This window comes from Ottowia sp., from assembly GCF_046348305.1.
Lineage (GTDB): Bacteria > Pseudomonadota > Gammaproteobacteria > Burkholderiales > Burkholderiaceae_C > Ottowia.
The window spans coordinates 293,104-308,437 of sequence record NZ_JAXMEM010000003.1 but is presented as its reverse complement, the minus strand read 5'-3'; the positions used below and the strand labels follow the sequence as shown (position 1 = coordinate 308,437).

Below are 15,334 nucleotides of genomic sequence, written 5' to 3'. Positions count from 1 at the left end.
CGTGGCCGTAGGTCGGGTTGAGGAACGAAAACCCGACGCAAGACGCGTCCATTGCCCCGCTCAAGCCCACGTCGGGTTACGCTGCACGAACCCGTCCTACGATGCTGCACCAAATGAGTTCATCGTCGGTAGCGAACCGTGTTCGGTTGCTGCACCGGCGTCAATTCGAACTGACCTGCGTGGCGCTTGAACAAGGCCGTGGAACTGGCCGTTTTCGCCAGCAGCCCGGCCGTTCGCAGCTTTTTGGCCGCGACGCTCAGATGCAGGGACTGACCGCTCGTCAGTTCGGGGAGCGCCTTGAGAATGGCTTTGACAGCAGAGCCACCCGGAGCAGGCGCCGCCATCGGTATGGCTGGCTTCACCGGCTTGGTCTTGGCGGCTTTCGCCTCCAACGTGAGCGCCCGCGCCGCGTCCCCAGTCGCAACCGGTTCGAGCGGCGCCGGCATTGAATCGCTGACCACGTCGATCAGGACCACCTCGTCATAGAAGCTCTCCGGGTTGGCAAAAATCTTGTTGGGCAGGCTGTAGCACAACACGCGGCAATTGCGCTCACGGAGCCACATCGCCAGCGGAACGAAGTCGGCGTCACCGGAGCAGATCGCGACGATCTCGATGTCCTGGCGGCATACCGCTTCCACCGCATCGATCACGAGTGCGCTGTCCGTCGTCGTCTTGTCCACGATCAGGTTCGCCACCGGACGCACGCCATGGCGCCACAGCACGGCTTCGATGGCCCGCAGACTCTCGGCACGGCCGTAAGCACGGCGATAGACGATACGGTCGGCCAGTTGACCGACACTGGTCAGCACGTGGTCGAGCGCGGTCGAGTCGTTAAGGTTGTCGGCGTCGATAAAGATGGCCAGGTTCCGTGAAGTCCCGCGACCGGTCGATTCCGTTCGCGTCGCGTTCATGCCGCCAGCCTCCATCCCAGCGGCTCGCCTCCCGCCAGCGGCTTGACCACCGCGTCGCCAAAGGGGTAGCTCTCGGGCGGTGTCCAAGTCTCGCGCTTCAAGGTGATGGTGCCCTGGTTGCGCGGCAGGCCGTAGAAGTCGGGCCCGTGGTGGCTGGCAAAGCCCTCCAGCCTGTCCAGCGCGCCGACGGCGTCGAAAGCGGTGGCGTACAGCTCCAGCGCGGCGTGTGCGGTGTAGCAGCCGGCGCAGCCGCTGGCGTGCTCCTTGAGTTGCGCGGGGTGCGGGGCGCTGTCGGTGCCCAGAAAGAACTTGGGCGATCCGCTGGTGACCGCCTGCACCAGCGCCCGGCGGTGCTGCTCGCGCTTCAAGACCGGCAGGCAGTAATAGTGCGGGCGGATGCCGCCCTGGAAGATGGCGTTGCGGTTGTACAGCAGGTGATGCGCGGTGATGGTGGCGGCCAGGTGGGTGCCGGCGTCCTGCACGTATTGCGCCGCTTCCTTGGTCGTGATGTGCTCGAACACGATCTTGAGCTCGGGGAAGTCGCGGCGCAGCGGGCTCAGCACCCGGTCGATGAACACGGCCTCGCGGTCGAACAGGTCGATCTCGGGGTCGGTCACCTCGCCATGCACCAGCAGCAGCAGGCCCGCGCGCTGCATGGCCTCCAGCGTCTTGGCGGTCTTGCGCACGTCGGTCACGCCGGCATCTGAGTTGGTGGTGGCGCCGGCGGGGTACAGCTTGAGCGCGACCACGCCGGCGTCCTTGGCGCGGGCGATTTCATCGGGCGGCGTGTTGTCGGTGAGGTACAGCGTCATCAAGGGCTCGAAGGCCACGCCGGCCGGCACCGCCGCCTGGATGCGCGCCTTGTAGGCCAGCGCCTGCGCGGCCGTGGTCACCGGCGGGCGCAGGTTGGGCATGATGATGGCGCGCGCGAACTGCGCCGCCGTGTGCGGCACCACGGCGGCCAGCGCGGCGCCATCGCGCACGTGCAGGTGCCAGTCGTCGGGGCGGGTGAGGGTGAGGGTCTGCGGAGCGGTCATGGCGCGATTTTCGCACCTGGCCTCATGCTGCCGTTGACGCCCAATATTTACGCAAAAATGGCGTGCAGCCCTTGCCAATCAAGCGCAAACAGCTATTGTTTTGATACCAATCGGGATCGCCCGCGTCGGCCGCTGCGCTTTCAATTCGGCGCGTCGCAGGCGCGCGCCGGCCCGCTACCGACGGGTTGCGAGTCGGCATGGCCCGACTCTGGAAACGGATCGAGGCGCGCCAGGTTCTGCACACCCGCGCCGGTCTCGGACGTGCCGCCGCCCTTGGCCAAAAAGCAGAAGTTCTCGAACGGCATCGGCGGCTGGTGGCCCGGCACGCCGAAGCGCGTGGCCTCGGGGCCGATGTATTCGCCGATCGGCGCCACGTACAGGCCCGAGGTCAGGCCGTTGGCCAGCTCGGCGTTGGGGCTGCCGATGACGCGCGCCTGGAGGTCGCGGCGCACGGCACGGGCGTTGTCCTTGGCCGGCCAGGTGTTGCGAAAGCGCCCGAACTGCGGGCCGTTGGAGGGCGGCAGGCCGGCGGGGCCGGTGAGCGTGGTGCCGGTTTCGTTGCGGCCCGAATCGATCAGCCGCACCTCGACCGGGCGCGAGGGGTCGGTGGTGAAGCCGACGACGCGCACGCGCGAGGTTTCCTCTTGCTGCAGGTCGGGGAAGATCTCGCCCAGCGTGCCCATCAGCGCCTCTTCGATGTACAGGTACACCGGCTCGGCGCCGGGCGAGGTGTAGATGCCCAGCTCGGCCTCCAGCCCGTGCGCGGCGACGATGAAGCCGCCCGCCCCGTCGGGCTGCAGCATGCCGACGTAGGCCACGTGGTCGCCCACGCGCAGCGGCGCAGGCAGCCGCGCGTCGCAACCCGCCAGCGCTGGCGCCAGGGGTTCGGCCCGCACGGCACCGCAGGTAAAGCGCTTGTCGGCTGGCGCCGCGGGCCGGTTGCCGGCCGGGCACCGGGCATCGCCCGCCGCGCGCGGGATGCAGACCGGAAAGCCGGTGCGCGCATGCACGGGCGAGTTGTCGGGGTCAAGCTGAAAGCGCTGGTCCAGCGGCAGCGCGGCCTTCGCGCCGGCGCCATTGGCCTGGCCGTAGATGCCCTTGGGGTCGTTGAGGCGCACGCGCGCCCCGACGGCCGCGCCGGGCGCGCCTACACGCAGCTCGCCTGCTGCGCCGTCGATCGCCTGGATCACGCCATTGCCGACGTGCAGCGCGCCCTGGTTGATGCGCGCCACGCCGGCGATGTACTGGCCGCCGACGATGTTGCCCTGCAGCTCGGCCTCGAACGCCACGCGCGGCGGTGGCGCATCGGCCAGCGCCAGGCCACTGGCGTTCTGCACGGTGCTACCGCCCTGCGGCCCGCGGAACAGGTCCTGCGCCGTCATGTACTGACCAGGCATGGTGACCAGCAGGCTGCGCGGCAGCGTCACCGGGATGCCGCGCACTGTCATCGTCGCGGCGCTGAGCGGGTCGCCCGGTGCGGTGAGCGCAAAGCGCTCGATGTGGCCGATCAGGTTGAACGAGGGGTTGGGCGTTTGCGCCAGGGCGCTGCCGGCGGCAAGGGCCAGCGCGGCGCTGCACGTGATCCGAATGACGGGCGTGGGTGTCATGTCAACCTCCTTGGCGAAGAGTGGGTGTGGCGGCATCGGCGGACACGCCCAGCGGCACCAGCAGCGGCGAGAAGCCATGGCGCCGCTGGCGGCCGTAGTGCACGGGCAGGCCGGGGGACAGCTCCAGCTCGGGCATGCGATCCAGCACATCGAGCAGCGCGCGCTCGTGCAGTTGCCGACCGGCGCGGCTGAGCAGCTCGGTCGTCAGGCGCGCGGCGGCCAGGCCCAGGCGGTACCAGGGCGTGGCCGCGCGCTCGCCGGCAGCGGCCGACTCCAGCACGGCGGCGGGCATGGGCAGCACCAGGGTCTGCGTCCAGCCCGCGGGCAGCGCGGCCTGCACCGCCGGCGCGCTGGCCAGCGTGTAGCCGATGCAGCCGGGCGGCATCTGGCGCAATGCCGCGCGCAAGTCGGACTGCGGCGCAAGCCAGCGCGGCGCGTCGGCGCTGGCGGTGGCGGGCGCGCCTTCGCCATGCGCCACCGCCAGGCGCGCGCCGGCGGGACATGCGGCCAGCGCCTGCACCAGCGCGTCGCGCTGCAGCGCGACGGGTGCCAGCAGGTCGGCCGACCAGTCGGCGGCGCGCGGGGGTTGCTCGCGCACCACCAGCGTGGCGATGTGCGGCAGGTGGGCCTGCGCGAGCAGCGCGTCGGCGCCTTCCTGCGCCTCGCTCCACAGGCCGCCCACCAGCGCATACACGGGCTCGCCCTGCCACGCGGCCAGCGCCTGGCGCACGCCGGCGCGCGCATCCTGCACCTGCAGCTCGATGCGCCGGCCGTGCACGCCGCCGCGCGCGTTGGCCTCGGCAAAACCGGCGCGCAGCCCGGCCACGATGGCCGCACCGGTGGCCGCTGCCGGCCCGCCCAGCGGCACCACGGCGCCCAGGCGGACGGCGCCGTCGCTCACGCCGGGCGGGCGGTCCGTGTCGGTGCCCACGCGGCGCAGATAGGGCAGCAGCGCCTGGGCCTCGCCCACCTGCAGGGCATAGCGCGGCATGGCCGGCGCCAGCGCAGCGCCGCCGCGCCCCCGGCCCTGCGTGATGGCGCGCAGCACGGCGGCGTCATCGCTGAAGGCCGGACGGCCATCGCGCGGCTGGCGCAGCGCCGCCGCGCGCAGCGGCGGCACGGGTTGGCCCCCTTCGCGCCCGCCGGCACCCGTGGCACCGTGGCAGCGCGCGCAGGCGGCCATCTCCACGGGCAGGCGCAAGGCCGTCACCTCGCTGCCGCGGGCAAAGGCGGCGTGGCCCTGGTAGAGCGCGCGGCCGCGCCCGGCCAGCGCCTCGTCGTCCGCGGCTGCGGCCCCAAACGGGCCGCAGGCGGCCAGCAGCGACAGCAGGATGGCGGCCAGCCGTTTCATGCAGCCACCCCGCGCAGCAGATCGACCAGCGTGTCGGTGGGCGTGAGGGCCGAGGCGCGCGTCCAGCGGCCACGCGCCGAGCCCAGCCACAGCAGCGACGAGTGGGCCTCGGGGTCGCCCACCGGCACGCCGAAGGCCGTCCACACGCGGCGCAGCTCGGCGGCATCGCCGGTCAGCATCAGCCAGCCAGCGTCCAGGCCCAAACGCAATTCAAAGCGCCGGGCATAGGCGCGGATCGCCTCGGGCGGATCGCCCAGCGGATCGACCGTGATCGACAGCAGGCGCACGCCGGGCGCGCCGCGGGGCGCGGCATCGAGCCGCTGGCGCAGCGCGCGCAGCATCGCCGTCTGCGGCGGGCACACGGTGGAGCAGCCGGTGTAAAAAAAGCCGACCACCACCGGCCGATCGCACAGCGCGCGCAGCCGCTGCGCGCCGCCGGCCTGGTCGAGCAGGCGCGCGTCGGGCACCGTCACGCGGCTGCTGTCGCCCTGCGCGCGGGCCGGCGCCGCCCAGCCGCCGGCGCAGGCCGCACCCAGCGTGGCCAGGGCCCCGCGCCGTCTCATGGCCGTGCCCCCGGCGCCTGCGGCCCGTCCTGCACGCGCCCGCGCACGAAGGGCAGGTCGCGCGAGACGCTGCCCACGAACAGGTCATAGACCGCGCCTTGCGGCACGCTGACCTCGGCGGCGTAGCGCCCGGCCGCATCGCCGGCCTGCGCCAGCTCCCCCAGGTGCACGCGGCGCTGCCAGCCGCTGCGCTTGTCGAACATCAGCAGCGTCAGGTCGCCCACGCGCGCCAGCGGCTGGCTGCGCCCGCGCGGCGTTTGCTCGCTCAGCGCCACCACGATGCGCCGCTGCGTGCCGGCCAGCGGCCTGTCCTCCACCAGCCGCGCCTGCAACGCGGGCACCGCGTCGCGCTCGGCCTGCCCGGCCGTCATCGGCAGTGCCACGCGGTCGCAACCGACAAAGCGGGGCCCGGCGCCGCTGACGATCAGGTGATGCGCGCCGCCGGTGTCGTAGCGCACCGGCACCTGGTAGCGGCCCGGCGCGACTTCGCGCGGGGCGAGGTCGAGCAGCTGGATGGCCAGCGGCGTGCGCTTGTAGTTGGAGTAGCTGCCGACGGGCGCCATCATGCCCTCGGCGTACTGGTAGATCAGCCGGTCGGCCGCGTTGGCCACCAGCAGGCCGGCGCCATCCTGGGCCACGATGGCGCGGCGCAGGCTGGCGCCGTCATCGCGCGGCACGCCGGCGCTGCCCAGCAGGATGCGCGCCGGCTGCACGCGGGCGGCGCGCAGGTCGGCCAATGCCCACAGGTCGGCATTGGCCTCGTCGCCGCCCACGGCATAGACGAAGCGCTGCGTCACCGCCAGCCGCCGCGCCCCGGGCACGGTGGCCGAGCGCGCGTGCACCGTGCCGGAGGCCAGGTCCACCATGCTCATGCGATCGCCGCCGACGGCCACGGCATAGCGGCCCTCGTCCACGACCGCCACGTCGGCCACGGGGTGCCCCAGCGCCAGGCGCCGCACCGCGACGCCCTCGGGGTCGATGGCCAGCAGCGCTTGGCCGTCGTGCGCCACCAGCCGCCGCGCCAGCGGGCTGAACGCAAGCTGCCGCGCCGGCTGCGGCAGGCTCCAGCTGCGCTGCACGGCGGGCGCGCCGGCCGCGTCGGCGGCGCCCCAGCGCAGCAGGCGGCCGTCGGCGTGGGTGCTCAGCAGCGCCGCGCCGTCGGGCGTGTCAACAGACTGGATGGCCTGCACCCGGGGCGCCTGCGCGCTGCGCCAGCCGGAATCGCGCACGGCCATGTCGAGCACGGCAACGCGGCCGGTGGCCGGCAGCGCGACCCAGGCGCGCCCGGCGCGTTCGTCCAGCGCCAGCGTGGCACCCGCGCCGTCGCCGGGCAGCTCGATGCTGCGCACGACTTCGCGGCGGTGCGTGTCCACTGCCACCAGGCGCGCCGGCGTGCCGCCCGCCAGCACCCACAGCTCGCCGCGCGACGGGGCATGCACCCAGGCCTGTGGCACGCCCGGCAGCGTGACGATGGACTCCAGCTTGGCGTTGTTCAGCCCCACGAAGGGATTGATGAAGGCCAGCGTGCGGTCGGCGTTGAGGCTGAGGATGCGCCAGGTGTTGAGGTCGATGTCGGCGCGGCGGCCGACGCCGGTAGACACCAGCGACTTCACGCGGTCGGTGCACGACAGCTCGCCTTCGGACAGCGTGGGGCGCTGGCGCTGCAGCCACACGGCCAGCTGGCCAGGTGCGTAGCGCAGGGGGTTGCCCGAGGCTTCGTCGCTGATCTCGAATGTCAGCTGGCCCAGGCCGTCATTGGCATTGTTACTATTTTTTTGGTAGCCCCACCGCAACTGCACGCCGGCGTCGCGGATCGTGCCGCCGTCGGTGCGCGCCAGCGCGCTGTCCAGGAGCATGGTGCACAGCGCCGGCACGAGGGCCAGACCCACCAGCCAGCGCAGCGACAAGGCAAGGCGGCGCATGGTGCAAAGCTTCAGCGTTCCACGGTGAGCTCGGACAGCGCGAGCTTGTCATAGCGCCGGTTGCCCAGCAGCGCGGCGTCGAAGCGCACCTCGACGATGCGCTCGCCGCCGGTGGCGCGCGCGCCGACGAAGGGCGCGGACAGCGGCGTGGCGGGCGCGCAGACGTGGCCCGTGCGCCCATCGGCGTTGACCACCAGGTGCCAATCCTGCGGGGCGGACTCCAGCGCGATCCACATGGCGGCAAACAGCGGCTGGTCGAAGAATGGGGCATCGAACGGGTCGCGCGGACACACCCCAACCCAGGCGCCGACGGCACGCACGCCGGTGGAGAACTTCAGCCGGATCGGCGCCTGCAGCACATCGGTATCCGGGCTGGGGTCGGTGGCCACGAGGACGGCGTCGCCCAGCCAGAAGTTGCAGTCGAAGTCGGTGTCCGAGCAGTCGCGTCGACGCACGCGCGGGCCGGCCTCGTTGACGGTGATCTGCACCGTGCCGTCGAGGCCGTAGCGCCAGGGCACGCCCGACACGAAGGCATTGGGCGGCACGAAGGCCTGCGTGACCGGATCCACCTCGTCCCAGCGCTTTTCGATGCCGGCCGAAAACAGCGCCGGCGATGTCAATTGCACGATGGCCATGATCAAGGCTCCTTCATTGGGCCGGGTTGTTCGCCAGCGCTGCGGGCGGCGCCTGGACCCGCAGCAGGCCCCAGATGCCGCCGTCGCGCAGGAAACTGGCCTGGCTGCCCACCAGGTAGTCGTGCGGCACGCGGAAGGCGCCGCCGGCGGCCACCTCCACGCTCACGCCCATCATCGGGCCGAAGCCGTTGAACACGCCCTCGCGCAGCGCCGAGCCTGCGTTCGCGTCGATGCGGCGCGAATCGGCCGACCATGGATACGGGTTGAAGCCGTGGCCGCTGAGCGCCACGCCCTGCTGGCGCGTGTGACCGCCGGCGTGCACGAAGTGCAGGCGCACACGCTCGCCGGCGCGCGCCGTCAGCACCGGCGTCTCCGGGTCGCACGGGTTGGCAAAGGCCAGGATGGGTGCAATGCCGGCGGCGCAGCGCACGCTGCCGTCGGGCGCGCGGGTGGCGGCCGAGCTGAACACCTGGCTGTAGTCGCTCTCGTTGCGCTCGGTGAAGCCCACGCTCGGGTCGCCCCCGCGGCGCGCCCACAGCGGCTCAGTGCGGTAGTTCCAGGCCTTCATGCCGTAGTCGTCGGGCTCCTCGGCGCCCGACAGCTTGCGCACCGGCAGGTCGCCGTGCAGGGCATGCACGGCGTCCTGGAACATCAGCACGTGATCGACGTAGCGGCGCGCCGGCTTGCCGCCGCCCGCTGGCACGCAGATTTCGGCGCTCAGTGCGGTGCCGGCGAAGCGGTTGCCGCTGCACACGTCCGAGCCCGGCGGGCCGATCACGACGGCGCCGATCAGCCCGTGCATGGGGTGCTTGACGGCGTCGCCGAAGCTGCGCACCGGCAGCGCGCCGAACTCGATCGGCTGTCGATCCTTGCCGGGTTCGAGCATGCTGAGCAGGAAGGAGCGCTGGCAGCGCTGCAAGGCCAGCCCGCTGGCGCCGGGCAGGCACGGCGGGATCAGGCTGCCCTGCATGCCCGACGTGGCCTGTTGGCGCGCGCGCTCGCCTTCGCCGCGCGAAAGGCCCGCCGCCAGCGCCAGCGCACCGTTGAGGCCAACATTGCTGCCGTCGCCATGCAAGGGGTTTTGCGACAGGCGCGGCACCGAGAAGCCCACGGTGCTGGACATGCGGAACTGGTTGAGGTTGAAGCCGTCCGTGATCATGGGCAGCGCGTCGTGCGTGGCCGCACGCTCGGGCAGCGGCTGGCCCGCGGCCGGGCCGTCGGCCAGCATGGGCGGCAGCAGGTTGCGCACGAACACCTGCAGGCATTCGCCGGCCGCGGCGCGCATCACCATCGGCTCGATCGCCTGGCCAGCGGCGTAGCGGGGGCGCAGCTCGGCCATGACCTGTGCGGCGCTGCGGTTGCTCGCCTCACTTTCCAGTTCGCTGCATGCCGCAGGCGCGTTGTCGTCGGCCTCGCAGCGCTGGCTGCGGTGCAGGGCGTAGACGATGGCCTGCGGATCGCGGATGCGCTGGCGCTGGCTATAGGTGATGCCGGCCGATTGCGCGCTGCCGCAGTCGCCGGCCAACTGGCAGGCCTGCGCCACCGTCACCTCGAAGAAGCGCCTGGGCGCGTTTTCGCCGCCGACCTTGCACACCTGCTCACGCGGATCGCCCCCCGGGATGTCGGGTGGCGGCATGCCGGCCAGTTCTGCCAGCCCCGCCGGCTGTACCGTCACGGCGCGGCCGCGCGCCACCGGCGCCTGGCGCGCCGACGCGGCATCGCTGGTATAGACCACGGAGGGCACGCGCGCGGTCACCGACGGCGGCCGGTAGCTGCGCAGCACGCCCCACATGCCGTCCCACAGTTGATCGACCGACGAGCCGTAATACAGGTAGTCCGCCGCCGGCAGCCCTGCGGGGTTGACCAGCAGATCGAACTCGAAATGCTCGGAGATGCCAACCGGCTGCGCATGCGTGTAGCCTGAACCGAGTGAGCTGGGCAGGCGGTGCCACTTGACGCCGTTCATGGTGAAGATGTGCTGCGCCTCCTGCGAGCCCTGGATCAGCCGAATCTGTACCGGATCGCCCTCGAACGCCGGCAGAACGGGCGTGGCCGGATCGCCGAACTCGCGCCAGGGCTCCCGGTTGACGATGTTGGGACGGCAGCCGGCGCCCGCCAGCAAATCCTTGCGGTAGAGCTGGCAGTTGAAGTCGCGCCGCCAGCGCTCCACGCTGGCCAGCACGGCATCGAGTGCGCCTTCCTGGCCGAGCCGCCGCAGCAGCTCGCGCGTGGCGCGGCTGGCGTGCGCCGGCTGGGTCTCTTTGGCGAGCTGCTCGTCGCGCGCGGCATGCACCTCGGTGCTGAAGGCATTGGCCATGTCGCCCAGGCAGTCCTGGTCGCCATCGCCCGGGCTGCAGGGCTGCGAGCTGAAGGCGCGCCGGCGGCTCTGGCGATAGCTGAAGCCGCCCAGCGCTGCCTGCGGGTCGCTGGCCGAATCGGCGGGATCAACCGCGCGGCTGTCGGCAATGCGCAGCGCCAGCGGCTCGTGGCGGTAGTTGACGTACTGGCTGCCCGGGTCTTCGCTGGAAATGCCCAGCGGCCGCGCCGGCAGCAGGGCGACGTGGCGCCGGCCGAAGCGGATCTCGGTGTGGTCGCGCATCAGGCTGTCCTCGCCGCGCGGCTCGGGGTTGATGGGCTCCAGCGCCGTGTTGTAGGCGATGCCGAAGTCGGCGATCGCCAGCGCGAATTCGCGCCGCGTCTGGTCGTTGGCCACGCACGCCGTCGTGGGCGCCGCACCGGCGCGCTTGCCGGAGTCGGGCTGCAGGCTGCTCGAATCGCTGTCACCGGCGCAGCGCGGCGCAATGATGTTGGCCAGGGTGGCGGTCGGCCCGCCGTCGGTGCGCAGCACCAGCGCGTCGCGCGGCTCGATCACGCCGAGCACCGGGTCGCTGGCGCGCAGGCGGTTGCCGGGCACCGGGGTGGCCAGGTTGGCGCCGCCGATGAGCTTTTCGCACAGCGGCGAGCGGTTGGGCGTGCCCGCGTCGCAGCCCAGGTTGCCGCGCGGGCCCGCCATGGCGGCGCCAGCCTGCGCCATGTCGCCCGCATCGATCGTGGCATCCACGCGGGTCCACACCGAGTTGGCCGGTTCGATCACCAGCCCCGCGTACAGCCCGTGCTGCTGGTGCGAGCTGGGGCCGAAGTGGTCGTGGCTGAACACGGTGCGCAAGGTGTTGTCCTTGCCCTTGTTGTTGATGATCGGGTCGGCCCACCACAGCTGCGTGGTGCGCTGGGCGCCGCAGAAGGGGTGATCGGCGTGCAGGCGGTGTTCGTACTGCGCGTCGCTCTCGCCCGCCTTGCGCGCCGGACAGCGGCCCTTGTCCAGCAGGCGCCGGTAGCCCAGGGCATCGGCACCGCCGCCCGCGCTGGCGACGAACACGTCTCCGCCGGGGCGGAACAGCGGGTGCGTCTTGGGCGCCAGGCGCTGGCCCTGGCCGGTGGCGGCCACGCGCCGGTTGTGGGCGAAGATGCGCTCGCGCACCTCGTCGGGCGAGAAGGTGCCGTCCTCGTAGTTCCAGCCGTTGCCCGAGCCGTCGCTGGAGGTGACGTCGAACTTCACCAGATGGATGTGCTGGCCGATGGTGTCGGTGGGCGTGAAGACCTGAAAGTCGTCGGCGTTGAGCGCCGAGGGCACGAAATTGCTTGCCTTGAAGTCGATGCAGTCGCCCGAGTTGGCGCGGAAGAACAGCGGCTCGGGCAGGCGCGTGCGCGTGGACGGGTCGATGATGTCCTTGACGTCGTTCTCCAGCACGGCGATGCGGGCCTGCGGGTCGAACCAGCCGTGCTTGTTGTAGGTCAGCTCGGTCTGAATGTAGGCCGCGCGGTAGTGGCGACGCGGCGCGTTGACCGGGCATGGGTTGGCATAGGGGGCGCCGGCGGCGGGCGGGCGGCCGTTGACGCGAAACACGGTGTGCGCATCGCCGCGCGGCTGCTGAGTGCCCACGGTGGCGGCGTAGTCGGTCTGGTAGCCGCTGCCTTGCGGCGACCAGTCGGGGTGCGGCGGCGCGCCGGCGGTGGGCACCAGCCCGCCCGCGCTCAGGGTGCCGGCGTGAAAGCGCATGGCCGCCTTCTCGGTCGCGGTGCCGGAGTGCGGCAGCGGCTTGATCTCGATCTGGTCCCAGATGGCGGCGAAGGCGTTGAGCGCGATCGGGTCCTGCTGCGCCACGCGCTGCGCGATCACGCGCGCGGCCTCGCCGCCGGTGGCCAGCACGTGTTTGCGCGCGGCCGGATCATCGCGCGCGGCCTTGAGCGTGCCACCCACCACGATGTGGCGCGGCAGCCCGCCGTTGACCACGTCGGCCGGGTTGGGCTCGATGCCGGAGGCCGCGTCATAGCCCGCGGATGCCACGTCCATGTCCAGCGGCGGCTGCGGCGGCCGGTGGCCGGCCTGGCCAGGGATGTAGAAGGGGTAGCCGGCAAACTCGGCCGTGGGCAGCGGCGCCAGCGCGGCGCCGGGGATTGGCACGATGGCAGGCGACTCGGTACCACCCGCTACCTCGGCATCGGGCAGGCGGCGCCAGCGCGGATCGTTGGCGGGGCCGGCCGGTTGGTCAGGCCTGAACAGGCCTTGGTCATTGCCATCCTCGAACACGTCATGTACGCGCCACAACTCCCACATGCCCTGCGCGAAATGCGGGTACAGGTGGCAATGGAAGATGGAGTCGCCCGGCGTGAAATTGCGGTTGCCCGAGCCGCCGAACTCGATCCCGTAGCTGAAGGTGGCCCCGGGCGAGATGGTCTGCGAGTCGAGGTAGGTGGAGTCCGGATCGCTCGCGTCCAGCACCCACTGGTGCGCGTGCAGGTGGAACACGTGCGTTTCCTTGGGCCCGGCGTGCAGGTTGCGAAAGCGCACCGCATCGCCCAGGTAGCTGTGGTGCACGTTGGAGGGGTCGTCCCTGTAGCGCGCACCGACCGCCTTCTTGCCCGCCGTGTCCCACTGCAGCACCAGGGCCGGATCGCCGTTGGCCCAGGAGCTGAGGAAGAACTCTTCGGCGCGGCACTCCGGGCAGTCCTTGGCCACGCCCACCTTGCGCTGCAGCGGCGTGGACATCACGGCCGAGCCCATGCTGGAGGCGCCGTAGTTGATGCCCATGCCGTCCTTGAGGTAGTGCAGCGGGTTGTTGGGGTCGTCCAGCTCGGCAAAGGCCTGCTGCGCGTGAATTTCGTCGTGCAGGATGGCGGTGAACTCGCGAAACGACGCGCCGCAGCCACTGCCGAACATGTGCTTGCCGGCGTCCTTGCAGGCGGAGGCATCGGAGCCGCGGCCGGCGCCTTCGGGCACCACGATGATGGCGTTCAGGTCGCTGTGCACGATGCGCTCGCCGTCAAGCATGTTCAGCACCGGCCGCGTGGCGCCGCCGCCGATGTCGCGCCGAGCCTCGTAATCGATGTCGTGATACGCATGGCGCCCGGCCGGCACGGCGCGGGTGACGCGCCGCAGCTCGTCCGCCGTGACCTGCGAGCGATACCAGCGCGCGCCGGCGGGCTCGACGTTGACGGCGGCAAACAGCCCCAGGCCGATCTGCCCGCCGTCTCCCTCGCCGCCCACCGGCGCGGCGGTGGAATAGGCGAAGTAGGTGCCCTCCTTCACCGCGCGCCAGCGCGTGACGACCGTCTGCCCCGGCTGGGCGAGCGAGCCCATGAACCGATCGCGCTCGGACTGCGGGGTGAAGGGGTTGAACACCACGCCCTGCTGCGCCGGCAGGCCGACGTTGCTGCCGTCGCCGCCGCAGGCGGCATGGAGCGGGCACTGCGCGGCGCCCAGCGGCGCCAGCTCCAGCCCCGTGATGTGCAGCGACGCGGCGCGCGTGCGCGGCTTGTCCACGCTGACCTTGCTGGCGCGCACCAGCTCGCGCGATGTCGGCTCACCGGCGCTGGCCTCGATGTGGGCGGGCAGGCGCCCGCCCATGTCCGGCGGCAGGCCGCCCTCTTCTTCCCACTGCGGATCGAGCAGGTTCTCGAACGCCACCTGCAGGCAGTCGCCTTCGTTGACGCGCAGCACCAGCGGGCGCGGGCGCTTGTCGGGCCGCAGCATGGCGTTGCCGGGGCCGAGCGGGCGCGCCGCATCCAGCGGCACCACGTCGTGGCGCAGGGCATACAGCATGCCGGCGGGCACGAAGGCGGCGTGGCGATTGAGCACGTAGGCCTGCTCGATGGCGACCACGTCGGCATGGATGACGCGGCGGCACGAGGCGTCAGCCGATTCGGTGCTGGGGGGCGCGTTGACGCAGGCAACCGGGACGGCGGCGATCAGCAGCGCCACGGCTCCACGCTGCGCCCAACGAGCCAGGCGAACGCGACCGCTTGCCCGCTCGCGGTGTTCGCACGCTCGCCCGGATCGCGAGTCCCCCTCAAGACTGCACGACGCTTGCGACATGGTTGTCTCCTCCTGTCGACGTTTCGACTCGGGGCACCCGATCGCGGTGGCAGGCTGCGGGCCGTCCACCTGCCGGATGCTTCATCCGACCCTCACCCTCCCCGCTCTCGAAACTTGCAATTCAGTCTATTGCGCCGTGGTCACAAAAAGCAGTCCAAATGTGTCGGTTTGCGTCGGGCTTCTGCATGATTTTCATTGCACTGGCGCGGTCGTCACTGCGGACAATCAGAAACAAATCCCCTACTCGTTCAAGGGTTGAAAAGCGGCCAGGGAGCACTTTGGGCCGCGGTTTCGGGCGCCATGCGCGCCGTCCGCGCACGGCAAAGCAAAGTTGTGCAAGGGCGGTCTCTGCCCCCGTCTCAGTCCGTGTAGTCGCCATTGGCCTCGGGCTGAAACTCGATGGCGCGCACGAGCACCTGGGCGGGCCGGCCGTCGGCGCCGCGCCACTGGGCGGTCTGGCCCACGCGCAGGCCGAGCAGGCTGGTGCCCAAGGGTGAAAGCACCGAGATGAAGCCCTTGCCGGCATCGGCTTCGGGTGGGTAGCACAGGGTCAGGCTGCGCTCGGGGCCGGCGGCTGGGTCGACCACGCGCACGCGCGTGAGCATGGTGATGACGTCGGGCGCGACGGTTTGCGGCGTGACGATCTCGGCGGCGTCGATCAGTTCGGCCAGCGACGAATCGGCGGCGGTGACGCCCTGGCGCTGCAGCAGCTTGTACAGTCGGATGTGGTCCAGATCGGTGATGGTGCGGCCAAAGGCGGGGTTGGTCATGGGGGTTCCTTTGCGGGCGGACGAAGGGGATGGCGCCCGGGTGGGCGCGGATTGACGCAAGCGGCCACGGCGCCGGGGCGGTGTTGGCCCGACGATCGGTGTGGCGCTGTGCGGGTGCGGGGAAGAAGCAGCGGGACCGTCGGGCTCAGGTGTGTGCGGCCGTGA

The 15,334-nt window shown here is 71.7% G+C and carries 9 protein-coding genes; all 9 read right to left on the bottom strand.

The features are described from left to right. Window positions 1-119: 119 nt before the first annotated feature. Window positions 120-911: an NYN domain-containing protein gene (locus tag U1F38_RS01520; protein ID WP_409985288.1), complete on the bottom strand. Its 792-nt coding sequence runs from the start codon at window positions 909-911 to the stop codon at window positions 120-122. After that, window positions 908-1,948: a dihydroorotase gene (pyrC, locus tag U1F38_RS01515; RefSeq protein WP_409985287.1), complete on the bottom strand. Its 1,041-nt coding sequence runs from the start codon at window positions 1,946-1,948 to the stop codon at window positions 908-910. The genes U1F38_RS01520 and pyrC overlap by 4 nt, the downstream gene beginning before the upstream one ends. Window positions 1,949-2,088: 140 nt before the next feature. Further along, window positions 2,089-3,555 (bottom strand): hypothetical protein, encoded by a 1,467-nt coding sequence (locus tag U1F38_RS01510; RefSeq protein WP_409985286.1) that lies wholly within the window; start codon window positions 3,553-3,555, stop codon window positions 2,089-2,091. Between the two features lies 1 nt (window position 3,556). Continuing rightward, complete coding sequence (locus U1F38_RS01505; protein ID WP_409985285.1) at window positions 3,557-4,906, bottom strand: ABC transporter substrate-binding protein; 1,350 nt, start codon at window positions 4,904-4,906, stop codon at window positions 3,557-3,559. Next, a complete protein-coding gene (locus U1F38_RS01500; protein WP_409985284.1) occupies window positions 4,903-5,469 on the bottom strand; it encodes an SCO family protein in 567 nt (188 codons plus the stop codon). The genes U1F38_RS01505 and U1F38_RS01500 overlap by 4 nt, the downstream gene beginning before the upstream one ends. Next, window positions 5,466-7,391, bottom strand: coding sequence for a hypothetical protein (locus tag U1F38_RS01495; protein WP_409985283.1), 1,926 nt, complete (start codon window positions 7,389-7,391; stop codon window positions 5,466-5,468). Before U1F38_RS01495 ends, U1F38_RS01500 begins: the two co-directional genes overlap by 4 nt. 11 nt (window positions 7,392-7,402) lie before the next feature. After that, window positions 7,403-8,026, bottom strand: a complete 624-nt coding sequence (locus U1F38_RS01490; protein WP_409985282.1) for a hypothetical protein — start codon at window positions 8,024-8,026, stop codon at window positions 7,403-7,405. 13 nt (window positions 8,027-8,039) lie between these two features. Further along, a complete protein-coding gene (locus tag U1F38_RS01485) occupies window positions 8,040-14,285 on the bottom strand; it encodes a hypothetical protein (RefSeq protein WP_409985281.1) in 6,246 nt (2,081 codons plus the stop codon). A 473-nt stretch (window positions 14,286-14,758) separates the two neighbouring features. Then, window positions 14,759-15,169: a GreA/GreB family elongation factor gene (locus tag U1F38_RS01480; protein WP_409985280.1), complete on the bottom strand. Its 411-nt coding sequence runs from the start codon at window positions 15,167-15,169 to the stop codon at window positions 14,759-14,761. Between the last annotated feature and the right edge of the window lie 165 nt (window positions 15,170-15,334).